Origin of the sequence: Coxiella-like endosymbiont, assembly GCF_030643785.1 — a bacterium.
Taxonomy (GTDB): domain Bacteria; phylum Pseudomonadota; class Gammaproteobacteria; order Coxiellales; family Coxiellaceae; genus Coxiella.
In genome coordinates this window covers 209851-234972 of record NZ_CP094378.1, presented here as the reverse complement: position 1 = coordinate 234972, position 25122 = coordinate 209851, and the positions used below count along the sequence as shown (strand labels likewise).

Here is a 25122-nt window from a genome sequence, read left to right as displayed (position 1 = left end):
TCGTACCCCAATAGGTATGAACGCCGTTAAATTTTCCCATTTTACAGCATTGGGATTTGATTTTGGTCTGAAGAGTATTGGTATAGCAGTAGGTCAAGCATTAACACAATCAGCAAATCCGGTCGCTATTTTAAAAGCTGAAAATGGCGTTCCGGATTGGGAAAAAGTAAAAGAACTTATTGAAATATGGAAGGTTGATGTCCTTGTCGTTGGAATTCCTTACAACATGGATGGCTCAGAACAGCCTCTTACTCATACTGCGCGTAAATTTGCAAACAAATTGAAATTAAAATTGGGCCTTCCGGTTTACACTGTAGATGAACGTCTCACCACTATTGAAGCCAAAAGATTGTGGTTTAACCAGAAGTTTCAAAAAAATGTTAAGCTTCCTCAACGATTTGATGGTTATGCCGCCAAGCTCATATTGGAGCAGTGGTTACAAGAAAAAGTAGGTCGAATCGACAATGGTTAAGAAAGATTTTCCTTATCACCTACTGGGTATGCAATCGCTCACCCGTAATGAAATTGATCTGATTTTGCAACGAGCGAACGATTTTCTTGGTAATGTCAAAGAAAATCGAGTGTTTGACATATTAAAGGGGCAAGTGGTTGCTAATTTATTTTTTGAAACCAGTACCCGTACGCGTAATTCTTTTGAAATTGCAGCAAAACGATTAGGAGCTATCGTCTTAAGTCCTGATCTTAAAGTCTCTGCTTTAAATAAAGGCGAATCGCTCTTAGACATGGCTCGAAATTTACAGGCTATGGGAACGCGTTTTTTTGTTATTCGTCATACTGAAAACAATCAGCCAAGGATGTTAGCAGAACATTTAGAACAGGGTATCGTTATTAATGCTGGTGATGGGAATCATCAACATCCCACGCAAGGACTCATCGATTTAATGACCATCCAACAACACAAACCCGATTGGACAAAATTATGCGTCACCATTATTGGTGATATTTATCATTCTCGAGTAGCAAACTCCTTAGTGTATGGATTATTAATAATGGGAGTTCCTGAAATTCGAATCACGGGTCCTTCCCAATTACTACCAGAAACGGTTAAGAATCCCCGAATTAAAAAATTTCCTGAATTGGAAGCAAGCTTAATTAATAGCGATGTGGTTATTACTCTTCGTCTGCAGAAAGAACGGCATAGCAATCTCATGGAATTAAATACTTTCCGTCAGCTATTTGGTTTGTCAGCCGAAAAATTTGCACTAGCGAAATCTGACGCAATTGTTATGCATCCAGGTCCTATCAATCGAGAAATTGAAATGACTTCCGAAGTGGCTGATGGAAAGCAATCGGTCATTCTGCAACAAGTACAAAATGGAGTGGCTATTCGCATGGCGGTCTTAGAGTTACTATTTCTTGCCACCCAAGATCGAACCTAACACACCATCAATAATTTGTGACGACCTACTTGACTGCCCAAAGTTCTTGCCGTGGACTTCAATAAGGTTTCTGCAAAACTTTGACACTGGGGGGCCGGATAGGTTTCACAGGCGGGAGGGGAAACCTCAACCTGTTGTGTTTGTGTCTCCTGTTTTTATTCGATTCTTTTCGAATGACTTCATAGGCTGATTCGCGATCAATTTTTTTGATCATAGACCCCTTTCAAAAGAGGGCTCGCTATAAATGCGAAACGTTCTTGATCGGTCAACGTTCCCACTCGGGAACTGGGGAACCAGAATCTTTACTTTCTCAACCATTTCCGGCGTTCCTGATTTATCCAAGAAAGAAACTAATGGCCTTTCTGACGGCTAATTCCTTAATTATCTTTTCAGTTACTGAGTTGGGATTTTGTCGGAAAGTTTGCGCCACCGTTTTTACGGGTTTCTGATCTTTGGGTGTAAAGGCGCGTAGTGCGTGTTGTATACCCGATTGCCTAATTGTCCTAAAACAAATTCCGGCACATCGAGCAGGCTTTGCGTTACGAAATAAACACCTACTCCTTTTGGACGCACTCCTTTTGGACAAATTAATTTTACCATTTGTTCTATTTTTCCTAATAATAATTTATTGGTTTGGGAGTGAGTGTCGCCAACTTCAGGCAATTATTCAAATAATTCAGATAAAAGCTACAAAAGAAAAGTCGTATAGATCCAGCATCATTAATAATCGATGTAGCATCTAGAATACTAATTACTTCTTTGCCAGAACAATCTACCCGCATTAAATCTTCTAATTTAACTGTGGTTCTGGTTCTGCAAAAAAATTGATGGCCCCCAGGCTTCGCTGAGACCTAATAAACTGCGTTGTAAGGAACCGATAGAACTCGTAGAAATATTTCCGTATTGTATTCTTAATGAAGAAGCATCATTCTCTCCATCCAAATTAAGTAAGAGTAAGTCACGCAAATCTTTATAAATCCAGCAATAATTAAATCCAGCAATAATTAAATCCAGTAATAATAATCCTTGTTTCCTTGTTCATCTGCAATATTAAAAGCGACATCAATGACACCAGCTTGAATATCATTCGCACCTAAAAACCGTCCCATCAATAACGGCCATACTGAGCTAACCGTGGTTCACAACGGATGTCCTCGGCGTCCATAAAGATCCCAAAATATGACAGGACAACCGTTTAGGAATCGGCGGCTCGGCAATACCAGTCAAACCCCCTTAACGTCCATTGCAAAAACCGGCATCCCCGCTTCGAAAAATTGCTCAGCCATACCCTATGCAACGTGATAGTTTTATCCGTACCCGTTGTGCCTGCGATTAAAGCGTGTCGATTTGTATCAATAAATCTAAATATTCAAACTCATCGTCCACTTTTCTTAGCAATAAGAACTTGTTCCATAGCTTTTTTCTATTCTCAGCCTTCTTTTTAGTATAATAAATTGTATCGCAAATAAAAATTTTAAAAAAACTAATTTTAAAAAAACTTTAACTAGCTTACTTTCTTAATTTGGCTATGGATAACTTATCCATAGCAAGTTACAATAAACTCCTTACAAAATTCTAACATTAAATTTTTAAACATACCCTATGTCAGTGCCAATATCTTTATGGGACAAGTGTCTTAATTATTTGCGTGACGAAATTCCGCCGCAACAATATAAAACTTGGATTCGACCTTTACACGCTGTAGAATCTAAACAAAACGGTTTATTATTGCTGGCGCCCAACCGGTTCGTGCTTGATTGGATTAATGAGCGATTTTTAACTCGAATTCGAGAAGTTCTCGACGAATTAACTGAAACACCTCCCAAAATAGAGCTACAAATTGGGAGTAAATTTTCCACAGAAGATGATCCAAAAAACGAGATTAACACGCCGCCTATCCATAAGACAATTGTTGGAACCCCGATTGTTCATTCACACACCAATATCAACAGTAATTTCACTTTTAAAACATTTGTAGAAGGTAAATCTAATCAGCTTGCCCGAGCAGCCGCTACCCAAGTAGCGGAAAACCCGGGTCAGGCCTACAACCCGTTATTTATTTATGGAGGTGTGGGTTTAGGGAAAACCCATTTAATGCATGCTGTTGGTAACGCCATTTTACAAAAAAATCCTGAAATGAAAGTCCTGTACCTACACTCAGAACGCTTTGTTGCCGATATGATTAAAGCCCTCCAGCACAATGCGATGAATGACTTCAAACGTTTTTATCGTTCGGTAAATGCGTTACTGATCGACGATATTCAATTTTTTGCTGGGAAGGATCGATCACAGGAAGAATTTTTCCATACTTTTAACGCTCTTCTCGATGGTCAGCAGCAAATTATATTAACTTGTGACCGTTATCCTAAAGAAATCAATGGGTTGGAAGAAAGGCTGCAATCGCGATTTGGATGGGGATTGACCGTAGCCATCGAAACACCGGAATTAGAAACCCGGGTGGCCATTTTGATGACAAAAGCGGAACAATTAAAAATGCATCTTCCTTATGAAGTAGCGTTCTTTATAGCGAAGCACATCCAGTCTAACGTACGAGAGCTGGAAGGTGCCTTAAAAAGGGTTATTGCTAACGCCCACTTCACAGGGCAACCAATAACGGTTGAATTTACTCGAGATGCACTTAAAGATTTGCTTACACTTCAAGCCCGCCTGATTACTATCGAAAATATTCAAAGGACCGTAGCTGAGTATTACAAGATCAAAGTAGCTGATTTATTAGCCAAACGGCGAAGCCGCTCTATTGCTCGACCTCGTCAAATGGCAATGGGTCTCGCTAAAGAACTTACGAACCATAGTCTTCCAGAAATTGGCGATGCATTTGGTGGTAGAGATCATACAACTGTATTACATGCTTGTCGTAAAGTGAGAGAACTACTTGCGACATCGCTGGATATTTTAGAAGATTATAAAAATCTGATGCGAATTTTATCCGGTTAATTTGGATGATTAATATTAATATTAAGGAACGCCCATGAAACTGAACTTAATTCGTGAAACGCTCTTGAAACCTTTACAACAAGTCATTGGAGTCGTGGAACGCAAACAAACGTTACCAATTCTCTCTAATGTGTTGCTGTCCACCGAAAACAATCAGCTTTCCATTACGGGCACAGATCTGGAGGTTGAATTAATAGGACAAACGAAATTGGGCGATGAAAATTTAGAGGCTTCCCGCTTAACCTTACCAGGCCGCAAATTGATCGATATCTGTCGTGCTCTGCCTGAAAACGCGCCAATTGAGTTACATCGCGATAAAGAAAAAATTATATTGCGTTCAGGCCAAAGTCGCTTCATGTTATCGACCTTACCGGCCGATGATTTTCCGATGGTAGAGAAGCTTGAATGTCATCTCAAATTGACCCTACCCCAATATCAACTTCATCGCTTGTTGCAGCGAACTTATTTCGCCATGGCCCAGCAAGATGTTCGATATTATTTAAACGGTTTACTTCTCGAAACGCATCCGACTAAATTGCGTGCTGTTGCCACCGACGGTCATCGCCTTACCTCCCACGTCTTAGGAATTGAAACCGCTATTGAGCATGGGTTGCAAATTATTATTCCTCGAAAAGGAGTTATTGAATTATTACGACTTCTAGCTGACAACGAAAATTCTGTTACGTTAATGATTGGGAACAATCATGTGTGTATTTCTACTATGGATTTTACCTTTACTTCTAAATTAATCGAAGGCCGTTTCCCCGATTATGAACGAGTCATTCCTAAAGGGGGTGATAAACAAATTACTATTGATCGAGATCTGTTAAAGCAAGCGCTTAGTCGAACCGCTATTTTATGTAATGAAAAATTTAAGGGAATCCGTTTTGAGCTTCGCCGCGGATTATTACGTATCTTGTCCAGTAATCCAGAGCAAGAAGCAGCTGAAGAAGAAATTAAAATTGATTACACTAAAGAAGAATTAGATATTGGATTTAACGTTAATTATTTGCTGGACATTTTAAATGTCGTTGAGCAGGGGATGTGGTATTAACCTTCTCTGATTCAAACAGCAGTGCATTATTAGTTACTGAGGCAAAAAATCAAATAGACAGTGCCTTCGTCGTCATGCCTATGCGGCTTTAATTGGATGCCAATAATTGCATCATTAAAAATCAATCAATTTAGAAACTTAAAAGAGGTGGCTATTTCGCCCACTTCGGGGTTCAATTTTGTCTTTGGCCCCAATGGAGCTGGAAAAACAAGTTTACTCGAATCGATTTATTTTTTGGGAGTCGGACGATCCTTCCGAACCCATCTTACTCAACGACTTATCCAACATGCGGCTGATCATTTCTCCGTATTCGTTACTATTAAGGAAAAGGAATACCTTACCCCTCTCGGAGTTGAACGGTATCAATCGGGGGATCGACGTTTAAAATTTGATGGTGAACCAGTTTCTAATTGGGCTTTATCGGCAAAGCAATTGCCTCTTTGTTTATTAAGTGCCATGAGTCACCGCTTTTTGCTGGACAGTCCCAAAATTCGTCGGCAATTTTTAGATTGGCTATTGTTTCACGTGGAACCTACTTTTTTCCTGCATGGCAACGCATTCAACGCTCATTGAAACAACGTAATACGGCCCTGAAATCACAACTTCCGCTCGATGAAATTACTCATTGGGACCAATTCCTTACTGAAGACGCTGAGTCTGTTGATCTATTACGGCAGAACATTGTCTCTGAGTTCAAGATTCTCTTTAATCAGGTGCTGCAACATTTTTTGCCTGATCAAAACATTCTGCCTCATTATTATCGAGGTTGGCCTGAAAAAAATCTCTGTTGGATCAGCTCCAATCTAATCTCAGGCAAGATTTACAGCGCGGTTATACCCAAAGTGGACCTCAACGCGCCGACTTTCGACTTTTGATTCGTGATCTCCCGGCTCAAGATATTCTATCTCAAGGACAACAAAAGCTCGTTACTTACGCACTCCATCTTGCTCAAGGACTCTTTCTCAAAGAGAAAACTCAAACCACACCGATTTACTTAATCGATGACCTAGCAGCTGAATTGGATACTGAGAAGCGTCACCGAGTAATCGATTTTTTAATTCAACTGCAATCCCAAGCGTTTATCACGGGAACAAATGCCGAAGAAATTGAAATTCCCAGAGATAGCACCGTGTTTCACGTGGAACATGGAGCTGTTAATTTTCTTTCTAGGAAAAAAGTGAATACTAACTTTACTTGGCTTCAAAGGCCGAATTTATATGGATTTCCTCTTCTAGAGAATTAAATATCCATTTAACTTACAATTCACTAGCCCAAAGAGAGTCTCTCACAAATTATAATGCCACAACTCATTGCGATAGTTTATAAATCCAACATGAATCATCAGATAAAAAAAGTACTCTACAATGGGTACGATAATATATATTCCACTGTTGGGGATCAATCCTAAGTTGGAGATCCTATTCTTTTTCAAAAAGTCCGTTCGAGATAATTCACTGACTTCATCAAACTCGGTACCGAAAGCCCATGCTTGTCCTGAATGACTACTATGACCGATAGCAAAATCAACTGCTCTCTCAGAATTATGTGGAGAAATAGCAAACCGACTGGAATCATTAGGATACGCCGCATATTTTCTGGCTTCTTGTTTAATATTTTCCTTTATCCAATCAGGATGCTCTTTTCTTACTGTTTCACACATAAAATCAAATATATCCGCCTGCGTTTCTAGAAAATGATAGGTATCGAAAAGAAGCAGCTATAATGCGGTGCCCAGCTGTTTCACTACAATTTGCGACCGCTCCAAAACAGAGCGAAGTGTTAATATATAATCTTGTGTCCCTTTTCTAACTTCCTTTCGATAACTATTCAAGGGAATAAGGTGTTTTTCTCTTGAGATCATACAGCATTTAAAACCTTGACAAATAACTTCAATCTCTTCCAAAGAGGGTAATTGATACTGAAAGCTAATGGGTTTATACAATCTTTCTAATAACAAAGAATTTAATTTTATCTCCATGGAGGTATCCTTCTAAGTGTCCTATAAACTTAAAAAGTTATCTCCAGTAGCCATCTCGAGAAACGAAATTCCAACTAATGAGCTATTATGTTTCACGTGAAATATAGATTGAAATATAGATTGTTCATTTCCTTTCTCTTCAAAAGTTTAACTGAGATAACCATACTCCACAATAAACGCAACAGCTATCCTCTTTTATGATACAATTAACTCGTTATTTAGAAGAACAGAAAGGGTAGAAGAGCAGAAAGGGATCTATTTCAACTTGGTACAGAGTGTAAATGAACGTGAGTGTCTCACAAAAGTACGATTCTTCAACAATTAAAGTTCTTAAAGGCCTGGATGCCGTCCGCAAGCGACCCGGCATGTATATCGGCGATACGGATGACGGCTCTGGCCTTCACCATATGGTATTCGAAGTTGTCGATAACTCCATTGACGAAGCACTTGCTGGTTTTTGTACTCATATCTGGGTAATTATTCACGCCGATGGGTCTGTTACCGTCCGGGACAATGGACGGGGAATTCCTACAGGAATTCATCCAGAAGAAGGTCGCTCAGCAGCAGAAATTATTATGACCGTGCTTCATGCGGGTGGAAAATTTGACAAAAACGTCTACAAAGTGTCTGGCGGTCTTCATGGTGTAGGGGTTTCAGTAGTCAATGCCCTTTCGGAAGAGCTTCATATGACCATCCGCCAAAATGGAAATGTTCATTATCAACTCTACAAAATGGGAGTTCCTCAAGCCCCTTTAACAGTAAGAGAAAAAAGTAATAAAACCGGAACGGAAATTCGCTTTAAACCCAGTGCTAATATTTTTAGCGACACCGAATTTCATTATGATATTTTAGCCAAACGACTCCGTGAACTTTCCTTTTTAAATTCGGGAGTGCGCATCGAGCTCCTCGATGAACGGAATGGAAAAGGAGATATCTTCGAATACGAAGGAGGGATCAAAGCGTTCGTTGAGCATCTCAATAAGAAAAACCCCCCTTCATCCGGATGTTTTTCATTTTGCTACCGAAGAGAAAGACATTGTCGTAGAAGTGTCAATGCAATGGAATGATGGATTTCAAGAAACCATCTTTTGCTTCACTAACAATATCCCCCAAAGTGACGGCGGAACACATTTAGCTGGATTCCGAGCTGCATTGACTCGGACGATTAACAATTATATTGAAAATGAAGGGCTTACTAAAAAAGTAAGATCGCTATAAGCGGTGATGACACTCGTGAAGGATTAACAGCCGTTCTTTCCGCCAAAGTACCTGACCCCAAATTTTCATCGCAAACAAAAGACAAATTGGTCTCCTCAGAAGTTAAGCCCGTAGTTGAAAGTGCAGTGGCTGAAAAATTTCGCGACTACCTATTAGAGAATCCCAAACAAGCACGCGCTATTGCCCTAAAAATCGTCGATGCTGCTCGAGCACGAGAAGCGGCACGCAAAGCGCGCGATATGACGCGACGGAAAAACGTACTTGATCTCGGTGGGTTGCCTGGAAAACTGGCCGATTGCCAAGAAAAAGATCCAGCCCTATGTGAACTATTTTTGGTTGAGGGGGATTCGGCTGGCGGCTCAGCCAAACAAGCTCGTGATCGCCGCTATCAGGCTATCTTACCTTTAAAAGGTAAGATTCTTAATGTAGAAAAATCCCGATTTGACAAAATGCTCTCTTCTGCCGAAGTTGGTACGTTAATCACTACCCTCGGTTGTGGAATTGGTCGCGAAAAATATAATCCTGATAAATTACGTTATCATCGAATCATAATGATGACCGATGCGGATGTCGATGGTTCCCATATTCGCACGCTTTTGCTCACTTTTTTCTATCGGCAAATGCCAGAACTGATCGAACGGGGTCATATTTACATTGCCCAACCGCCACTGTATAAAGTAAAAAAAACAATCAAGAACAATATGTTAAAGATGATCCAGCACTCGACGCCTTGCTGCTCCAATTGGCTTTGGAGGGTGCCGAACTTTACGTGAACCCTCATGCCCTCGCCATTAGCGGATTAGCGCTCGAACGTTTGGCTTCTCATTATCAGACCACTGTGAGAATCCTCAAGCGTTTAAGTAAACGTTACCCACCTACTATTTTAGAACAGTTACTGGAAATTACTCCGTTAACGGTCGAACAGCTTAATGATGAGTCACAAGTAAGCGCTTGGATAAAAGAATTAGAAAACAAACTTTCAGGGCAAAAAATAGATACTGGTACTCGATACCATCTTTCTCTGAAAAAAGACGAGGAACGGGAACTGTATTTTCCTGTTGTTTCAATTACTAGTCACGGAATCACTCAAAAGTACCTTTTTAATCAAGACTTTTTTGGCTGTGCCGATTATCGCCATATTATTAATTTATATAGAGAAATATCGGGATTAATTGAGGCTGGAGCCTACATGAAACGTAATAATAAACAACGAGGAGTGAGTTCTTTTGGAGAGGCATTAAACTGGTTTATTGAAGAAGGGAAAAAGGGATTAACAATACAACGCTATAAAGGTTTAGGTGAAATGAACCCTGAACAATTATGGGAAACCACAATGGATCCGGAAACTCGCCGCCTCTTATCCGTCGGCATCGAAGATGTTGTAATGGCAGACGAAATTTTTACTACTTTAATGGGTGACCAGGTTGAACCTCGCCGCATCTTCATCGAACAAAATGCATTAGCTGTTGAGAATCTAGACGTTTAAATAGACTATCCACCGAGTGTCCTATACTTAATTATTTTTACACTCTATGGTTTCGGTATCTCATAACGAGTTATGAAATTAGCCCGTCTGCAGTGGTCTATAATAATTAAAGAATTAACGTTCAAGGAAGAGGTAAATGGCAGTACGTCCCCTTTGGAAAGGTCAAATTTCATTCAGTTTAGTTAATGTTCCTATTTCTCTGTATCCAGCAGTGGGTGGGGCAGAAGTTCATTTTCATCTATTATTAGAGATAGTCAGTCGCAATATGGCTCGCGTTCGTTATGAACGCGTGAAGGAAGAGATAGCCAAGAAATACCTTGGAATGAAATTATAAAGGCTTATGAATACGATGGCGGAGATTATGTCGTTGTTGAAAAAAAGATCTTAAAAAAAGGATATGTCATGTTACGAGAGGTATTAAGAAAAATCTGATACCGTGGGCGTTTCAAAAATTGTGATCCGTTCTAATCAGTATTTAGCCGCTGTATTTCCTTATAAAAATGGACTCCTCGTTAATCTGCTACTTTTTGCAAAGAATTCAAAAAATTAGAAGATTTAAATTTACTCTCTCAAAAAATCAAACAATATAAAATTACGAGTAAAGAATCAGCAGTGGTCAAACGGTTAGTTAATGCCATGCCATCCAAATGGGAACCTGAAAAATACCATGACCAATTTCGCGAAAAAATTATGAAATATATCAAAACCAAAATCAAAATAGGCAAAACAATTAGCTTCGAAGAAGAAGGAATTCCAATTAGTTCTAACGTAGTCGATTTTATAAAATTGCTTAAGAAAAGCATTCAAGAAAAAGAAAAAAACAAAGAACCTCAGCAAAAAGAAAAACGATCACTCAAAAAACAAGTGCAAACAATAGGTAATTTTTGTTTTGAGTGTAAAAAAATACCGTCAAAAATTCGATTTCTCGCAAACTTCTGAGCCAGATGGCGAAATCATCTCGATATTAGATCAACCTATTTTTGTAGTTCAGAAACGTAATGCCTCTCCTCTCTACTACGATATTCGATTAGCATTACAAAATGTTTTAAAAAGTTAGGCCATTCCCAAAGGTCCTGTATTAAATACAGATATAAAACGACTTACTATCCAACTGGAAGTTGATACCATGGAATATGCAGATTTTTGGAATATGCAGATTTTGAAGGCAATATCACTAAAGGACATTATGAAGTCGGCGGCGTTATCGTATGGGATCGTGAAACATGGAAACCCGAAAAAATTCTTGTGAAAGTTTAAAAGCCGGAAAGCTCGTTTTCACTCTTAATGGGGAGAAATTAAAAGAAAAGTAGTAGTCTTTAAAACCACAACTCGCTAAATTAATTACCTTGATATCTGTTTCCTCTGAATAGATTCATGAAATTAAATTCGATGGTTATCAAATTATCTGTATTCTAAAAAAAAATAGAAAAATAAAATTTTTTACTTGTAAAAAACAAGATTGGGCTTCAAAATTAGAACTCCTCGTTAATAAGCTAAAAATAATTCCTGTTAATAATACAATTTTAGATGGAAAAGTAGTTATTTTAGATAAGGTAGACCGATCGCATTTTCAAATTTTAAAAAATTCCTTAAGAACTAAAAGTAAAAATGAAATAAATATTATATCTTTAATATTCCTTTTTACGAAAACTTCGATCTTTCGAAAACACCTTTATTAAAACGCAAAGAGCTGTTAAAAAAATATTTTCTCGTTGGATTGAAAAAAATTCTAATATACTTGATTCGAACCATATAAAAGAAAATGGAAAAAGTATATTTAACAACGCCTGAGAATCGGATCTCGAGAGTATTATTTTTAAAAAAGTAATTCCTCTTATGAAAAAAAAAAGAACGAGTATCTGGTTAAAAATTAAATTCAAAAATCAGCAGAAATTTTTCATTGGAAGTTATACGGATCTAGCGACGAACAATCTTATTTTAGCGCTTTACTTTTTGACTATTTTCAATGAAAAAAACTTATTTATTGTGGTAGAACAGAAACTAGATTTAATTAGAGTTATAGTTAAAATAAGTATATCAAAAATTGATGGATAGAAAATAAACCAAATCCCCTTTTAGGGGAGGTTCCTGATTTTAAAAAAACTTCATACATTGGGTAAAACCCAATCTGATTGCTGAAATCGAATTTTTTAATGGACAGAAGATAAACGATTGAGACAGCCGGTCTAAAGAGTTGCGCGAAAATAAAAAAGTTCAACAAACCTATCAAAAAGTAAAATTTCGACGAATAAAAATTCAATTTCTCGGGAAAAACTGACAAATGCAGAAAAAATATTGTATCCCAAAAATAGGATTACCAAGCACCAATTGACTGAATTTTATTTAAAAATTTATGACTAGTTGTTACCGCACATCATTCATCATCCCTTAGTGCTACTACGCTATCCTGATGAATATGACAAAGAGTGTTTTTTTCAAAAACGTTTGGATATAAATACGGAGCCTTTCATTTATGGTATAGATCTTCAAGAAAAGAGTAAAAAAATTTATGTAATTATCCGAAATTAAAAAAAGGTTTTATTAGGCTAATTTAAATAAAAGTTTTGGAAATTCATCTTTAGGACAGCCCGCGACAACCATGTCGAAAATCTAGATCGCCTAATCTTTGACCTCGATCTTCACTATACAGTCAATTGGAAAATTATAATTGAATGCGCACAAAATGTTAAAAAAGTTTTAAATTTTTTAGGGCTTAAAAGCTTTGTAAAAAATCTATCGGAAAGGGATTAGATTTATATGTTCCCATTCGTCTTCATTCTAATTAAGATGAATTTTATGATTTCGCTCATCAATTGGGAAAATTAATTTTAAAAATTAATCCTCGGCTTTACAAGGCTAGGCTTATTAAATCAAGGCTTGGCATTAAATCTAAGCAGATTAACAAAATATTTATAGATTATATTCGCAACAATTGAGGAGCTACTTGTGTCTCTATTTATAGCACTAAAGCAAAAAAAATACGTTTCCATCTCTACGCCCGTTCTCTGGAAAGAATTATCTTCAATCAAATCTGCTCATCAATATAATATGGAAAATATACTTCATTGCCTGAAGCGTTAAAAAAGATTCATGAGAAGATTTCTTTACTATTCAGAAAAAATCACCAAAAAAATGGGAAACATTTTCAATAATAAATAGAAAATTTAATCGCCAGTCGTTAAAAGGTTTTTAAGCACTGTAAAATTAGGAACCATAATTTGCTTACAATCTTTCTGTAAAATTTTATATCGAAGATGAATGTCAATAACTTTTCCCACTATATTACTGACTGTAATACGGTTTTTTATACGGAAAGGCTCATAAAATAAAATCAAAAAACCAGTAAGCACATTAAAAAGCATGTCCTTTAGGACAAATCTCACTGTAAACCCAGTTAATTCGAAGCTAGTCACCAAAACAAGTTACGTTAATGCCCATCGTTCCAAAAGCAGTAATGTTTCCAAAACTACTAACACCATTACATAACCAATCTGACCTAATAATTGCAACAAATAGCGGCATCCTGAGCCCGATTAGGATAAAAAAATAGCGAATTAAATAACGAACAATTAGAGCGATAAACCAAACAGCCAAAAAAAATGAGTACCTCCACCCCACTGAAATTTTAGGAAGCGCACCCATAATTTTGGACTAAATAATAGTCATCTCCGCTTCAATTGGTTTTAAATTATCTATGGTTAATCTCCTTTTTTAAAGCGCAAAAATAACCTATAAACTATGCTGGTTGTTCTCTTTTCGCGATAAATTTCCCAATTACTGGGAAGAATAAATGATATATTCTTTTCAGCTTCAACGTAAATATAAGCTTCTGGGGCAAGAATTTTTGTTTTCTCTAACCAAAGAATAGCTTGATTGATAAGCTCTTGATAAAAGGGTGGATCAAGAAAAACAATATTAAAAGGAGAATTTTTTAGCTCTGGAATTACTGAAGGAAATTCTTCACAAACAAATTCAGTATTTGTGGCATTTAAAATTTCTGCATTTTTCTGTAGGATTTCAATAACGCTCTTTGAGTGATCAAGAAATGTAACGTGAGCACATCCTCGGGATAAAGCTTCAAAACCTAAGGCTCCACTACCTGCAAACAAATCTAAACAATAAGCATCTTCGATATAAGGAAATAACCAATTAAAGAGGGTTTCCCGAATACGATCCGCGGTGGGTCGCAATTCTGGTAAGGAAGGAAAAGCAATTTTCCTTCCTCGCCATTTTCCACCAATGATTCGCAATTTTCCTGATAAATACCTAACCATAAAAACCTATCACCTGGATTTTTTTGGTATGCGCAATAAGTCTTTTTCCTAACATTTATCCTGCCTTCTTTTTCGTGTGGAATACTGTCTTTAGTGCTTTCGTCTACTCTCCCTTCGCTTCTTTGTCCAAAGACAAAGACGAATAATTTAATGCCCTTTTTGCACCCACCACAATAAGTGTCATTTCTTTAGAATGAATAAATGTTGCAAACTCAGCTTTTACTTGCTCCGAGAGGTTACCACTTGTATTTTTTGTGATACGTATCAAGATAATTTAAAGGCAAATGATAAAATACAATATTTGTCACGTTGACTAATAAATTCGCATTCGTAGATAATTCCAGAGAGAAACCACCGACAATATTTTCTTTGCAGCTTCTAAATTGGGATATATTCGGACCTTCTTTAACAAAGCGCCGAAACGCCGTTTGCGCCACTCCTAAAGGCTCATGCGCTTTGATCATTCGCGTTTGCAGTCCTATATAAAAAGTACCTCCATAGCAAATCCTCGTTCATTTTTTACATAATTAAACAAAATCGAGGATAAAGACAATCCTCCTAATATTCGATTTCCAACCACTAGGTGGAAAATAATAAGGATTAGTTAGGCCTATTCTAATTTGGCCTATTAAAATAGTGTTCTGTTCTAATAGAACAATTATATATTGATACTTGGCGACGATATTAGCTTGATCTGGAACCAATGGTTCAGTAGATTGTCCTATGAGCAATGAACCTATTATTTCTTGTGAAATGCTTTCGGCTTGCTTTCGCGTCACATCACCCACAATTACCCCGCTGCATTTTTTACTACATAATACCATTGATAAAATTCTTTTACCTCTAATTCATTAAGATCCTTGACTGTTTTTGAAGTTTCTTCCGGAGAATATGGCCATAGGAGTGATTCTGATAAAGAATATGATAAAAAGCATTGGTGAAAACCGCCGTCCGTAATTTCTCGTTATATTCGATATCTGAAAGCAATTCCTTTTTAACTCGCGTAAAGGGGCCAAAGATGGAAAACTGGGCGCCGTTAAAACTTCACTTGATTGCATCAAGGCAGGTTTAAATATTCCGGCTTCACTAAGCTACGTAAACTAACAATTGCCATATCACGACTGACTTCGTTGTTATATTGAGCTCTTGGAATTTCTGGCGCGATCACAAAATAAAAATCTACCCTGTTTTTTATTTACCAATCCTGAATCTTGGCTATAAACATCCCATTACGGGACTAAATGGAAAAAGACATTAATAGATCAATGAAAACGATTAATACTCACATTGATGTAATCCCGAGAATAAGGATTGAAAATTAGTTTTCTCTGACGGTTTGCCTGTCAGTTGTAACAGAGCAATCATTAATCGTTGTGGTGTTAAATATAATTGAGTGACTTTTTGAATTTGTTTTGCCGTTATCGATTCAATTTACTTCACCTTATTTTGAGAAATATGCTAAAATAGATTAATGGCTTCTAGGTACAGCTTCTAGGTACACATAATATAGTACACCAATATATAATATACATTTATATAATATATATTACTTGATTCATCAATGAATCTTGATCATAAATCTTCTGAGCAATAACTTACCTTTTTACTCGATTTAATTCTGGTTGACTTATCAAATTTGTTTGCAACTTCTTTATTTCTTCAATAAAGGCTTTTTTTAACTCAGCAAGACTATGATCTTGAGTAGGGATCCCCACATTATTGTGAATTGGTTACTGTGCAATTGGTAGGGTCGTAACTCGCTTTGGCCCCATATTGGCGATTTGATTTTCTCGAACTAAATCACGAGAAAATCGAGAACTATCAATACCACCCAACAAAGTGGCTAAAACATTCAAGGCATAAGCCTGCCATTGCTCTTTAGTTGTCGTTAAGGAGGAGGTATGATATCCCTATCATCACCATCAGTAGTTTAGCGAAGAGCTGAACATAAATTAATTTCGTGCCCAACGAAGAAATTTCCGTTTCTGGTTTTAAATTGGGAACAGGAAGCGACCTAATTGAGCCAAAATATTCTTTGGCTAACGCCAATACATTTTCTGGTTTAACATCCCGTACTATAAGGATCCAATAAGTTAAGACGACAGGGTTGTCATTAAAACGCATCCGCCGTTCTTCCATCGCCGTTCTTCTATAACCACTTGAATTTCTTTATTAAATCAGCTAAACTAAGTAACAAATTTCTCATTGCGATCGGCTTCTAGATTAAATGCAATAAATAGCGGATCGGCACTCAAACATCCAAAATAAATAGTAAAATCGTCTCAAGTGGATCGCTTTAGCATTCTATCATCCGAAACCGTTCAATGTTACGATACAATTTACATTGTATCTGTTTTCAACAGGAATGCCATCTATGATATTTCGCTTTTCAAAATCAAAACGTCACACACAAGAAGCTAAAGAAGAAGAGCTCCCTTCACTGCCAAAGAAGAAATGGATCGGCCGGCTTAATGAAAGTTTAAAACGTACCCGTCATCGATTTAGCGATGGGTTGGGAAATCTAATTCTCGGAAAAAAACAATCGATGCTACCCTTCTAGAAGAATTAAAAACGATTCTCCTCTCAGCGGATGTAGGTGTGGAAGCTAGCCAAACTATCCTCGGTAATCTCTTTCAACAAATTGCTCGGAAGTCATTAGCCGATTCAACGGCACTAATTAATGCGCTCAAAAATGAATTGCTTTCAATTCTTGAACCTTGTCAAAAACCTCTGGAAATTACTCAATCGCCTTTTGTTATTTTAATGGTGGGAGTCAACGGCGTAGGAAAAACAACTACCATCGCTAAGCTTGCTTATTTCTACCAGTCTCAAGGAAAGCGAATTATGCTAGCGGCAGGTGATACTTTCAGAGCAGCTGCTATCGAGCAACTTCAAACATGGGGGGAACATAATAATATGCCTGTGATTGCTCAACATCCAGGCGCAGATAGCGCTTCCGTTATCTACGACGCACTAGAAGCAACGAGTGCAAGAAATTATAATATATTAATCGCTGACACCGCCGGTCGCTTGCATACTCAATTACATCTTATGGATGAGTTGAAAAAAATTAAGCGCGTTATAAAAAAGGTCAATCCTGAAGCGCCTCACGAAACTCTGCTTGTTATTGATGCAGGAACTGGACAAAATGCACTCAATCAAACAAACCAATTTAATGAACATATTGGACTGACAGGCATCATCCTCACTAAATTAGATGGAACAGCAAAAGGGGGATAATCTTCGCCATCGCTCAGAAAATGCGTTTACCTATCCGTTTCATTGGTATTGGCGAGCAAATTGATGAACTAAGACCTTTTAATGCTAAAGAATTTATCGACGCATTATTTTAAGAAGTCGTTTGTGATTCATTTTACCAAGGTTACTAAAAACTATTCGAACGGACATTAAGCCCTTAATAATATTTCTTTTAATTTGAAATAAAGCGAAATGGCTTTTTTTAAATAGGCATTCGGGAGCCGGAAAAACTACATGAAAAAACTACATTATTAAAACTGATGGTGATGGTAGAACGTATTGCTCGACGGAAAACGTATTACTCGACAGAAAATTTATATAAATAATCGAAATTTATCCCGCCTTCTCAAAAGACAAATACCCTATTTACGCCGCCATATAGGGATGATTTTCAGAATCCCCAGTTGCTTTACGATCGCACTGTCTTTACGATCGCACTGTTTTTAATAATGTTGCTATTTCCTTAGTTATTTCAGGCTATCGATATCAAGAAATTAATCAGCATTTTCGTGCAGCATTGGATAAAATCAAATTATTGAAAAAAAGAAAATTTATATCCTTCTGCTCTATCGAGTGGTGAACACCAACGTATCGGGATTGCACGCGATATTGTTAACAAACCAATGATTGTTTTATCTGACGAATCTACCGGAAATTTGGACCCTGAGTTGTCTTTTGAAATTATGCGGCTGTTTAAAGCCTTTAACGCTATAGGTTTTACTATTCTTGTTGCTACTCACGATTTAACTCTCATTACTCCTTTAAATAATCAAATCATCACATTAAAGGAAGAACGTTTATTTGGGAGAAAATTCAGATGAGTAGAATCGCTCTTCTCGCGATCGAAAAAAGTATTTTAATCCTTTCATTTTATAGGTCGTGAATCACCTTCGTGCTTGTATGTATGTATGGTTTAGGTGAACTTACACCCGAACCGCCTTTAGCGAGTTTAATGACGGTCGTTATTATGGGTGTGGCAACCGCCGCCCCCTATCCGCCGCCAGCCTTTTATTTATTTTTACAAAATTTCCAAGCGCTACAATCGCTAAATAAACGCTGGAATGGACAGGGAACTATTTCGCTTATCCAAAACTAAAACTCCAAAATTCCAAATAAAAACATTCATTGCTCAGCTCAAAAATCGCAACGATATTTCCCATATTCAATATATTTCTCCTTCCTTTGGGCTTAATGAATTAAAAAAATTGATGGCTCTCGAAAATATAATTGATACCTTACAATCCAATCCATTGCCTCCAGTAATCGTTGTTTCTCTCAAAAATAATAATTTACATAATTTTTAAGGTTTAATAATGAACCTTAAGTCCTTTGCTTTAGTAGATACCGCGCACAATTCGATTTGACGTGGGTAAAACGCTTCCATTATTTTGTCGTTCTTGGACAACGCATTACGATACCTTGGCCATTTTATTTGGGATCGAAATAATTTTAATTATCTGAAATACCATTCGATTAACGACAGAGAACCATCGCCAAGAAATTATTATTCTCAAATTAGTGGGAGTTACGACTGGCTTCATTTCTGGTGGTTTTCTCGCATGGCTTATTATTAATTTAATGTTGTTGGCAGAGTTGCCCAGTTGAACATTTGGCAGCTACTTACAATAACCATTTTTTAAATAAGCAGCGACGAGCGTCCAAGTGGGCTTGGAAATACTCTTTTTTCAATTTTTATATTTCAATTTTTATAGGTCTCTTCGGATCCTGCTCGCCTGAAAATTTTTCACATTTGGATGTAAGAGCTTTTTTTTCAAATTCGCCATCAGGCTAACTTATTCCCAAACGTTCTTCGCACTTACTTCGCACTTAGCTAAAAAGCCCATTCCATAGTTCTTCACGTGCTTCTCGATCATCCTCTTTCTCGTCTTCAATAAGGGTCTCTAAAGAGCATCTTAAAACGCAGCATTTCTGTTCGATACAGACTAACGAGTTCCTGCAAAGGTTTAGGGGGCGATTGCCTTCTGCTATAGCCTGAATAACTTTCTCTTTGATATATTTCATTCCCCCTCATCTCTATCTTCTTGAGAAAAAGTAAACTGGTCTAAGTAACTGATAACATCTTGTTCATCATAGTGCGCAATAAGTTCTTCTATTGGCTTTAGCCCGTGCCCATCCACTATTGTGGAAATCACTTGCCTCATTAGATATAAGATGGCTTCAGGACTACACCCTCTGCTTGAGAAAATTCATAATCTTGTGCCCAGCCCGTCGTATCCCCAAAAGAATCTTCTTTAATAGTAATACCATTCCGCGCACAGTTACGCTTCAGCGGGGAATCACAATAACGAGACCAATCGTGTTTTTTCTTATCCCCTCTCAGACCTTCACTATTTACATAATATCGCCAGCAAGTTCTTTTATAGCCTAACACCATACTTAGTAAAGTATCGTTTATCAAAATCTGATTTGAAGTTGCAAATAATTCATATAAACTTTGCGTTAATCTCATTATTTCCTCCATTCGCTATCATTCTCATTATGTCAATAAAACATAAGATTATGACAATAACTCTCTGAGATTACGAGAGATCCATAGCACTAAGCCAGAAACGATGTTAAAATAAGCGCTCTCAAAAAATGTCAACTTATCAAATATTGAATAAAATACACCATGAATCAATTTCTAACGCAAGTAGAAGAACGGTCACTATCGATTGGAAGTTTAGGTAGCTATATTAGCTGGGTTAATCGTATTCCCATGCTAAGCGCTAAGGAAGAACACGAATTCGCTACCCAATTTCGGCAAAATAATGATCTTGAAACAGCCAGAAGGCTCGTCCTTTCTCACCTACGATTTGTTGTTCGGATTGCACGAGGGTATTCGGGTTATGGATTGTCTCAAGCAGACTTAATTCAAGAAGGGAACATCGGCTTGATGAAGGCCGTTAAACGATTTGACCCTAAAATAGGTGTTCGCTTGGTCTCCTTCGCTATTCATTGGATCCGCGCTGAAATACATGAATTTATTCTTAAAAATTGGCGTATTGTTAAAATTGCCACCACCAAAGCACAGCGAAAACTCTTTTTTAATCTGCGCAAACATGTAAAAAAACGAGGCTGGTTTAGTAACCACGAGGTAGCCGCTTTAGCCGAAGAGCTTAACCTAAATGCCAAAGATGTGCGACAAATGGAGGAAAGGTTAAACAGCCACGATGAAGCTTTTGACGGTATTGATGATGAGGGCGATGGAAGAAATGCAGTCTGGGCTGTATCACCACCAGCCCATTACCTGGAAGATAAACGTTATAATCCCGCTATACAATTAGAACGAAGTGACTGGTCAGAAGATCAAGAACACCGCCTTCATAAAGCACTTCAGATCTTAGATGAACGCAGTCGAGATATTCTCCATCAACGTTGGCTGAATGAAGAAAAGCTCACTCTGAATGAATTAGCAGAAAAATATGCGGTTTCGGCAGAACGCATTCGTCAACTCGAAAAAAACGCTATGCAGAAAATTCGCGAGGCAATGACTGCTTAATCTTCAATTTTATAAAGAGAGATATCGTGAAAAAAATGTCTTACTTGGTCCACTGTGTTTTTGGTTGGAATGCTGAGCGGCTAATTTGAGCATAGCTGCTCCCTTAAATGCTGTTCCCTTAAATCCACCCGATGCGCCTCAACCTCTCCCGCCGTCATAGCACCAACAGAAACCGCAACGTCCACACACGAACAAAAACGAGAAATAGAAAAAATTATTTGCGAGTATTTGATTAAAAACCTCGAAGTATTAGCAGAGGAGGCTTCCCCAGGGATTACAAAAGGAAGAAGAAGAAGAAGAAGCTTGACAACAACAAGAAACTTAGGTGGTGGTGATTAAAAAGAATGCACAAAAGCTCTTTTTCAAGATACAGCTTCACCCGTAGCAGGCAATCCAAATAGGAACGGAATTACGTTAATAGAATTTTGATTATTAATGTAGGTCACTGTAAGGAAATGAATCCACTGATTCAAAACTTAGTAAAACAAAATAAAAAACCTTCGTCTCGTTTTCAAAGAACCTCCCATTTTTGGAGGTCAATCCCAATTTGCTGCTAAAGCTTCTTTGGCATCCCTAAAACAAGGCAAATATTATGCTTTTCATGATACCTTCCTTAGCGTCGATAAGCCATTAACCAATAAAATTGAAATTGTTTTTCAAACGGAAAAAACAGACCTAAATGTGGACCAGTTAAAAAAGGATATGGAAGACCATTCTATCCAACAACAACTTAAAGACAAGTTCCAATTAGCACAGGCTTTACAACTGGTCGGTACTCCAACTTTCGTTGTCGGTAATAAGTTGCTAGATCAATTTCATTTTATTCCTGGAGGGACTTCACAGAAAAATATACAAAATGCGATTGACCAAGTGGCGAGGCCAATACGAAGAATAAATAAAAGCTACTATTTAACTTTTATTTTCCATCTTCAACCACAGAAGAAGGAAAAATAGAGTTTTTATTGGGATTTTATTTGAATAAGTTTCCGGGTACTTATCTGGCTTTCCATTCCAGATCGTGATAAAAGTCTGCAAATGAAATCATCACAACGGATCAATTTTCAGCAAACCATCCTCACCTTGCACGAATACTGGGACCAGCAAGGTTGTGTTTTGCTCCAACCTCTAGACATTGAAGTAGGAGCGGGCACCTTTCATCCGGCTACTTTTTTACGGACAATCGGTCCTGAACCTTGGCGAGCTGCTTATGTTCAACCTTCTCGACGACCTACAGATGGTCGATATGGAGATAACCCCAATCGCACCCAACATTATTATCAATATCAAGTCGTCTTAAAACCCTCCCCGGATAATATCCAGGAACTCTATCTCGGTTCATTAAAAGCATTGGGCATCGATCCTTTAACCCATGATATCCGCTTCGTAGAAGACAATTGGGAAGCTCCGACATTAGGTTCCTGGGGGTGGGATGGGAAGTTTGGCAAGATGGAATGGAAATTACTCAGTTTACTTATTTTCAACAAGTCGGCGGCCTTTCATGCGAACCTGTGACTGGGGAAATTACTTATGGTTTAGAACGATTAGCCATGTTTCTCCAAGGTGTAGACAATATGTTTGATTTGATCTGGACAAAACGGTCTGATGGACCTATCACCTATGGTCAAATTTTCCATCAAAACGAAGTTGAAATGTCAGCTTATAATTTTGAACAAGCCAATGTGGATTCTCTCTTCAATCATTTTGATTTTTACGAAAAAGAGGCCGAACGATTAATTGAAGCTAAAATTCCTCTTGCAGCTTATGAAATGGTATTAAAAGCTTCCCATACGTTTAATCTTTTAGATGCCCGAAAAGCTATTTCGGTTACGGAACGGCAGCGTTATATCTTGCGCGTTAGAAAATTAGCCTATGCAGTAGCAAAAGCGTACTACTCAGCGAGGGAAGAACTTGGTTTTCCAATGTTAAAGGCAGCGAGAGTGTAATGGTTACCCAAGATTTTTTGTTGGAAATTGGTTGCGAAGAATTACCTCCACGCACCTTGGATAAATTATCGTGTACCTTGTCTCAAAATATCAAAAGAGAACTCGAAAAAGCTGAGCTGTCTTTCGAATCTATTCACCGTTATGCAACCCCTCGCCGATTAGCGGTATTAATAAAAAGTTTAACATCGGAACAGCCACAGCGTACTTTAGAACGTCAAGGTCCTAGCGTGAAAGCAGCCTTTGCTAAAGATGGCACCCCCACAATAGCCTGTTTAGGATTTGCTCGTTCCTGCGGTATTCTAACGGATCAGCTTCAAATAAAAGAAACAGAAAAAGGAGCATTTATTTATTGTCGAATTGAACAGCCGGGCCAACCTACCTGCAAATTACTTCCTAAAATTATTCAATCTGCCATCAAAAACCTGTCTATTCCTAAAGCAATGCGCTGGGGAAATTATCCTGAATCTTTTGTGCGTCCGGTTCATTGGGTAACAATGTTATTTGATAAAGAGGTCGTACCAACAACCCTTTTAGGCCATGTAGCGGATCGTAAAACGTTTGGGAATCGTTTCCATCACCCAAAGGGTATTGCCATCACCAAACCTAGAGACTACCAGCAATTACTGCTAAACCATGGAATGGTTATCGCTGATTTTGATAAGCGACGCGAAAAAATCCGCGAGTTAATTAAAAAAACTGCGGCCTCAAAAGGAGAAGTAATAATTGATGAGGAGCTACTAAAAGAAGTAACCGGGATGGTCGAATGGCCCGTAGCGCTATTGGGCCATTTTAAACCGGAGTTTCTAAAGCTCCCCCTGAAGTATTAATCACCACCATGAAAGTTCACCAACGCTGCTTTCCTGTAAAAAATAATCAGGGTGATCTCTTATCTTATTTTATTCTCATCAGCAATATTGCAAGCAAAGATCCCAAATGCGTTATTGAAGGAAATGAGCGAGTCATAAATGCGAGATTAGCAGATGCTTCCTTTTTCTATCACAACGACCTTAAAGTATCACTCGAAAGTCGACTCCGTAAACTATCAGGAATTATTTTTCAGAAAAAATTGGGAACCCTAGCGGATAAAACCACACGCATATCCAAATTTACTGATTTCATTGCCAAGCAAATTAAAGTCGATGAAAAGCTAACAAAGAGAGCGACCTTATTAGCCAAATGTGATTTGGTCAGCGAAATGGTTTATGAATTTCCCAGCTTACAAGGGACAATGGGTTATTATTATGCTTTGCATGATAAAGAATCTGACATCATCGCCCAAGGAATTAAAGATCATTATTTACCGAGGTTTTCAGGAGATGAGCTTCCACGAAATTTAGAAGGGGTCTGCGTGGCTTTAGCAGATCGCTTAGACACACTTATCGGTATTATCGGTATCAATAAATCCCCTACAGGCGATAAAGATCCATTTGCCTTACGCCGAGCCGCTCTCGGAATTTTACGCCTTTTAATTGAAAAAGAACTCCCACTTGATTTATTAACGTTATTAAAAGAAGCAGAAAAAAATTATATCCACAAATTACCCAACCAGAATGTGGTTAATCAATCCTTCGATTTCATTATCGAACGGCTTCGCGCTTGGTATCTTAAAAAAAATGTACCTCCTGCAGTTTTTATGGCAGTCCTTGCTTCTCATCCTACAGAACCACTTGATTTTGATCGGCGTATTAAGGCCGTCCAATATTTTCAAACCTTGCCTGAAGCTAACGCCCTAACGGCTTCCCACAAGCGGGTAAACAATATTTTAAAAAAACAATCGTCCGAAATGGTAGCTGATCGTATCGATACTTCTCTATTCGATTCGGATACGGAACGGGACCTGGCCGAAGCACTTAAAATTCATGCAAAATCAGTCAACAATCTGTACAAAAAAGCGGATTATACGAAAGCATTAAGTGAATTGGCGATATTAAAAAATCCTATTGATACGTTCTTCGATAAAGTCATGGTAATGGTCGACGACAAAAAAAGCGTGACAATCGATTAGCACTCTTAACGTCGCTACGACAGTTATTTACAAAAATTGCTGATATTTC

Annotated in this window: 26 protein-coding genes and 7 pseudogenes; 19 read left to right on the top strand and 14 right to left on the bottom strand. The window is 37.8% G+C overall.

Annotation, left to right across the window (positions count from 1 at the left end; genetic code table 11):
* Window positions 1-16 precede the first annotated feature (16 nt).
* Both ruvX and MRH55_RS01235 read left to right on the top strand, forming a co-directional pair.
* A complete protein-coding gene (ruvX, locus tag MRH55_RS01240) occupies window positions 17-472 on the top strand; it encodes a Holliday junction resolvase RuvX (RefSeq protein WP_304985694.1) in 456 nt (151 codons plus the stop codon).
* A complete protein-coding gene (locus tag MRH55_RS01235) occupies window positions 465-1400 on the top strand; it encodes an aspartate carbamoyltransferase catalytic subunit (RefSeq protein ID WP_304985693.1) in 936 nt (311 codons plus the stop codon). The genes ruvX and MRH55_RS01235 overlap by 8 nt, the downstream gene beginning before the upstream one ends.
* A gap of 334 nt (window positions 1401-1734) precedes the next feature.
* On the opposite strand, the gene MRH55_RS01230 is transcribed toward MRH55_RS01235, so the two are convergent.
* The 4 genes from MRH55_RS01230 to MRH55_RS01210 all read right to left on the bottom strand — a co-directional run bounded on the left by MRH55_RS01230 (window position 1735) and on the right by MRH55_RS01210 (window position 2703).
* Window positions 1735-1830, bottom strand: a complete 96-nt coding sequence (locus MRH55_RS01230; RefSeq protein ID WP_304985692.1) for a hypothetical protein — start codon at window positions 1828-1830, stop codon at window positions 1735-1737.
* A 5-nt stretch (window positions 1831-1835) separates the two neighbouring features.
* A complete protein-coding gene (locus MRH55_RS01225; RefSeq protein ID WP_304985691.1) occupies window positions 1836-2063 on the bottom strand; it encodes a helicase HerA-like domain-containing protein in 228 nt (75 codons plus the stop codon).
* A gap of 341 nt (window positions 2064-2404) precedes the next feature.
* Window positions 2405-2509 carry a hypothetical protein gene (locus MRH55_RS01215; RefSeq protein WP_304985690.1) on the bottom strand — a complete coding sequence of 35 codons (105 nt, stop codon included), beginning with the start codon at window positions 2507-2509 and terminating at the stop codon, window positions 2405-2407.
* Window positions 2510-2595: 86 nt separating this feature from the next.
* Window positions 2596-2703 (bottom strand): hypothetical protein, encoded by a 108-nt coding sequence (locus tag MRH55_RS01210; RefSeq protein WP_439647903.1) that lies wholly within the window; start codon window positions 2701-2703, stop codon window positions 2596-2598.
* Between the two features lie 299 nt (window positions 2704-3002).
* Between MRH55_RS01210 and dnaA the strand changes: the two genes are divergently transcribed.
* The 3 genes and pseudogenes from dnaA to recF form a co-directional block, all read left to right on the top strand.
* Window positions 3003-4355 (top strand): chromosomal replication initiator protein DnaA, encoded by a 1353-nt coding sequence (gene dnaA, locus MRH55_RS01205; RefSeq protein WP_304985689.1) that lies wholly within the window; start codon window positions 3003-3005, stop codon window positions 4353-4355.
* 34 nt (window positions 4356-4389) lie between these two features.
* Window positions 4390-5501 (top strand): annotated as a pseudogene (dnaN, locus tag MRH55_RS01200) (DNA polymerase III subunit beta).
* Between the two features lie 4 nt (window positions 5502-5505).
* Window positions 5506-6565, top strand: a pseudogene (gene recF, locus MRH55_RS01195) (DNA replication/repair protein RecF); the annotation flags it as partial.
* 129 nt (window positions 6566-6694) lie between these two features.
* On the opposite strand, the gene MRH55_RS01190 reads toward recF, so the two are convergent.
* Complete coding sequence (locus MRH55_RS01190) at window positions 6695-7069, bottom strand: M15 family metallopeptidase domain-containing protein (protein ID WP_304985688.1); 375 nt, start codon at window positions 7067-7069, stop codon at window positions 6695-6697.
* Between the two features lie 57 nt (window positions 7070-7126).
* A complete protein-coding gene (locus MRH55_RS01185; protein ID WP_304985687.1) occupies window positions 7127-7387 on the bottom strand; it encodes a hypothetical protein in 261 nt (86 codons plus the stop codon).
* Window positions 7388-7668: 281 nt separating this feature from the next.
* Here MRH55_RS01185 and gyrB point away from each other — a divergent pair.
* The 6 genes and pseudogenes from gyrB (at window position 7669) to ligD (ending at window position 12842) form a co-directional block, all read left to right on the top strand.
* Window positions 7669-10091, top strand: a pseudogene (gyrB, locus tag MRH55_RS01180) (DNA topoisomerase (ATP-hydrolyzing) subunit B).
* A 136-nt stretch (window positions 10092-10227) separates the two neighbouring features.
* Window positions 10228-10425, top strand: coding sequence for a Ku family protein (locus MRH55_RS01175; RefSeq protein ID WP_304985686.1), 198 nt, complete (start codon window positions 10228-10230; stop codon window positions 10423-10425).
* Between the two features lie 278 nt (window positions 10426-10703).
* Window positions 10704-11030 (top strand): Ku family protein, encoded by a 327-nt coding sequence (locus MRH55_RS01170; RefSeq protein WP_304985685.1) that lies wholly within the window; start codon window positions 10704-10706, stop codon window positions 11028-11030.
* 204 nt (window positions 11031-11234) lie between these two features.
* Window positions 11235-11348, top strand: a complete 114-nt coding sequence (locus MRH55_RS07975; protein WP_439647881.1) for a DNA polymerase ligase N-terminal domain-containing protein — start codon at window positions 11235-11237, stop codon at window positions 11346-11348.
* A gap of 113 nt (window positions 11349-11461) precedes the next feature.
* Window positions 11462-11770 carry an ATP-dependent DNA ligase gene (locus MRH55_RS01165; protein WP_369421608.1) on the top strand — a complete coding sequence of 103 codons (309 nt, stop codon included), beginning with the start codon at window positions 11462-11464 and terminating at the stop codon, window positions 11768-11770.
* Between the two features lie 712 nt (window positions 11771-12482).
* Window positions 12483-12842: pseudogene (gene ligD / locus MRH55_RS07530) on the top strand (non-homologous end-joining DNA ligase LigD).
* Between the two features lie 413 nt (window positions 12843-13255).
* On the opposite strand, the gene MRH55_RS01160 reads toward ligD, so the two are convergent.
* The 6 genes from MRH55_RS01160 to MRH55_RS01135 form a co-directional block, all read right to left on the bottom strand.
* Window positions 13256-13453 (bottom strand): mechanosensitive ion channel domain-containing protein, encoded by a 198-nt coding sequence (locus MRH55_RS01160; RefSeq protein WP_304986193.1) that lies wholly within the window; start codon window positions 13451-13453, stop codon window positions 13256-13258.
* A gap of 336 nt (window positions 13454-13789) precedes the next feature.
* A complete protein-coding gene (gene rsmD, locus MRH55_RS01155) occupies window positions 13790-14365 on the bottom strand; it encodes a 16S rRNA (guanine(966)-N(2))-methyltransferase RsmD (protein WP_304985684.1) in 576 nt (191 codons plus the stop codon).
* Window positions 14366-14601: 236 nt separating this feature from the next.
* On the bottom strand, window positions 14602-14829 hold the full coding sequence (locus MRH55_RS01150) for a hypothetical protein (protein WP_304985683.1): 228 nt from the start codon (window positions 14827-14829) through the stop codon (window positions 14602-14604).
* Between the two features lie 63 nt (window positions 14830-14892).
* Window positions 14893-15153 (bottom strand): hypothetical protein, encoded by a 261-nt coding sequence (locus MRH55_RS01145; RefSeq protein ID WP_304985682.1) that lies wholly within the window; start codon window positions 15151-15153, stop codon window positions 14893-14895.
* 942 nt (window positions 15154-16095) lie between these two features.
* Window positions 16096-16221 (bottom strand): hypothetical protein, encoded by a 126-nt coding sequence (locus MRH55_RS01140; RefSeq protein WP_304985681.1) that lies wholly within the window; start codon window positions 16219-16221, stop codon window positions 16096-16098.
* Between the two features lie 22 nt (window positions 16222-16243).
* Entirely contained in the window at window positions 16244-16504 is a 261-nt protein-coding gene (locus MRH55_RS01135) for a hypothetical protein (protein WP_304985680.1), read from the bottom strand.
* A gap of 238 nt (window positions 16505-16742) precedes the next feature.
* On the opposite strand from MRH55_RS01135, the pseudogene ftsY reads away from it, so the two are divergent.
* From ftsY to MRH55_RS01115, 4 genes and pseudogenes are all read left to right on the top strand, one after another.
* A pseudogene (gene ftsY / locus MRH55_RS01130) lies at window positions 16743-17718 on the top strand (signal recognition particle-docking protein FtsY).
* 588 nt (window positions 17719-18306) lie between these two features.
* Window positions 18307-18444, top strand: a complete 138-nt coding sequence (locus MRH55_RS01125; protein ID WP_304985679.1) for a hypothetical protein — start codon at window positions 18307-18309, stop codon at window positions 18442-18444.
* An 83-nt stretch (window positions 18445-18527) separates the two neighbouring features.
* Window positions 18528-18719, top strand: a complete 192-nt coding sequence (locus tag MRH55_RS01120; protein WP_304985678.1) for a hypothetical protein — start codon at window positions 18528-18530, stop codon at window positions 18717-18719.
* The gene (locus MRH55_RS01115; protein ID WP_304985677.1) at window positions 18685-18927 is read left to right on the top strand and encodes a permease-like cell division protein FtsX; all 243 of its coding nucleotides are present in this window, start codon (window positions 18685-18687) and stop codon (window positions 18925-18927) included. The genes MRH55_RS01120 and MRH55_RS01115 overlap by 35 nt, the downstream gene beginning before the upstream one ends.
* Before the next feature lie 714 nt (window positions 18928-19641).
* Here MRH55_RS01115 and MRH55_RS01110 read toward each other — a convergent pair.
* Together MRH55_RS01110 and MRH55_RS01105 are read right to left on the bottom strand one after the other, a co-directional pair.
* Window positions 19642-19785, bottom strand: coding sequence for a hypothetical protein (locus tag MRH55_RS01110; protein WP_304985676.1), 144 nt, complete (start codon window positions 19783-19785; stop codon window positions 19642-19644).
* Window positions 19785-20105, bottom strand: a complete 321-nt coding sequence (locus MRH55_RS01105) for a hypothetical protein (protein WP_304985675.1) — start codon at window positions 20103-20105, stop codon at window positions 19785-19787. The genes MRH55_RS01110 and MRH55_RS01105 overlap by 1 nt, the downstream gene beginning before the upstream one ends.
* A 150-nt stretch (window positions 20106-20255) precedes the next feature.
* On the opposite strand from MRH55_RS01105, the gene rpoH reads away from it, so the two are divergent.
* The 4 genes and pseudogenes from rpoH to glyS all read left to right on the top strand — a co-directional run bounded on the left by rpoH (window position 20256) and on the right by glyS (window position 25073).
* A complete protein-coding gene (rpoH, locus tag MRH55_RS01100; RefSeq protein ID WP_304985674.1) occupies window positions 20256-21125 on the top strand; it encodes an RNA polymerase sigma factor RpoH in 870 nt (289 codons plus the stop codon).
* Between the two features lie 489 nt (window positions 21126-21614).
* Window positions 21615-22079: a DsbA family protein gene (locus MRH55_RS01095; protein WP_369421605.1), complete on the top strand. Its 465-nt coding sequence runs from the start codon at window positions 21615-21617 to the stop codon at window positions 22077-22079.
* Window positions 22080-22160: 81 nt separating this feature from the next.
* A pseudogene (gene glyQ / locus MRH55_RS01090) lies at window positions 22161-23068 on the top strand (glycine--tRNA ligase subunit alpha).
* Window positions 23068-25073 (top strand): annotated as a pseudogene (glyS, locus tag MRH55_RS07525) (glycine--tRNA ligase subunit beta). Before glyQ ends, glyS begins: the two co-directional pseudogenes overlap by 1 nt.
* Window positions 25074-25122 lie beyond the last annotated feature (49 nt).

What these genes read in the sequence shown, in the direction of transcription:
- MRH55_RS01125 (WP_304985679.1), top strand. Translation starts at nt 18,307, where the DNA reads ATGCGGCTGTTTAAAGCCTTTAACGCTATAGGTTTTACTATTCTTGTT.
- rsmD (WP_304985684.1), bottom strand. Translation starts at nt 14,365, where the DNA reads ATGGTTAGGTATTTATCAGGAAAATTGCGAATCATTGGTGGAAAATGG.
- MRH55_RS01105 (WP_304985675.1), bottom strand. Translation starts at nt 20,105, where the DNA reads ATGGAGGAAATAATGAGATTAACGCAAAGTTTATATGAATTATTTGCA.
- MRH55_RS01190 (WP_304985688.1), bottom strand. Translation starts at nt 7,069, where the DNA reads ATGTGTGAAACAGTAAGAAAAGAGCATCCTGATTGGATAAAGGAAAAT.
- rpoH (WP_304985674.1), top strand. Translation starts at nt 20,256, where the DNA reads ATGAATCAATTTCTAACGCAAGTAGAAGAACGGTCACTATCGATTGGA.
- MRH55_RS01160 (WP_304986193.1), bottom strand. Translation starts at nt 13,453, where the DNA reads ATGCTTTTTAATGTGCTTACTGGTTTTTTGATTTTATTTTATGAGCCT.
- MRH55_RS01120 (WP_304985678.1), top strand. Translation starts at nt 18,528, where the DNA reads ATGTATGGTTTAGGTGAACTTACACCCGAACCGCCTTTAGCGAGTTTA.
- MRH55_RS01235 (WP_304985693.1), top strand. Translation starts at nt 465, where the DNA reads ATGGTTAAGAAAGATTTTCCTTATCACCTACTGGGTATGCAATCGCTC.
- dnaA (WP_304985689.1), top strand. Translation starts at nt 3,003, where the DNA reads ATGTCAGTGCCAATATCTTTATGGGACAAGTGTCTTAATTATTTGCGT.
- MRH55_RS01150 (WP_304985683.1), bottom strand. Translation starts at nt 14,829, where the DNA reads ATGATCAAAGCGCATGAGCCTTTAGGAGTGGCGCAAACGGCGTTTCGG.
- ruvX (WP_304985694.1), top strand. Translation starts at nt 17, where the DNA reads ATGAACGCCGTTAAATTTTCCCATTTTACAGCATTGGGATTTGATTTT.
- MRH55_RS01110 (WP_304985676.1), bottom strand. Translation starts at nt 19,785, where the DNA reads ATGAGGCAAGTGATTTCCACAATAGTGGATGGGCACGGGCTAAAGCCA.
- MRH55_RS01215 (WP_304985690.1), bottom strand. Translation starts at nt 2,509, where the DNA reads ATGGGACGGTTTTTAGGTGCGAATGATATTCAAGCTGGTGTCATTGAT.
- MRH55_RS01175 (WP_304985686.1), top strand. Translation starts at nt 10,228, where the DNA reads ATGGCAGTACGTCCCCTTTGGAAAGGTCAAATTTCATTCAGTTTAGTT.
- MRH55_RS01185 (WP_304985687.1), bottom strand. Translation starts at nt 7,387, where the DNA reads ATGGAGATAAAATTAAATTCTTTGTTATTAGAAAGATTGTATAAACCC.
- MRH55_RS01115 (WP_304985677.1), top strand. Translation starts at nt 18,685, where the DNA reads ATGGACAGGGAACTATTTCGCTTATCCAAAACTAAAACTCCAAAATTC.
- MRH55_RS01135 (WP_304985680.1), bottom strand. Translation starts at nt 16,504, where the DNA reads ATGGAAGAACGGCGGATGCGTTTTAATGACAACCCTGTCGTCTTAACT.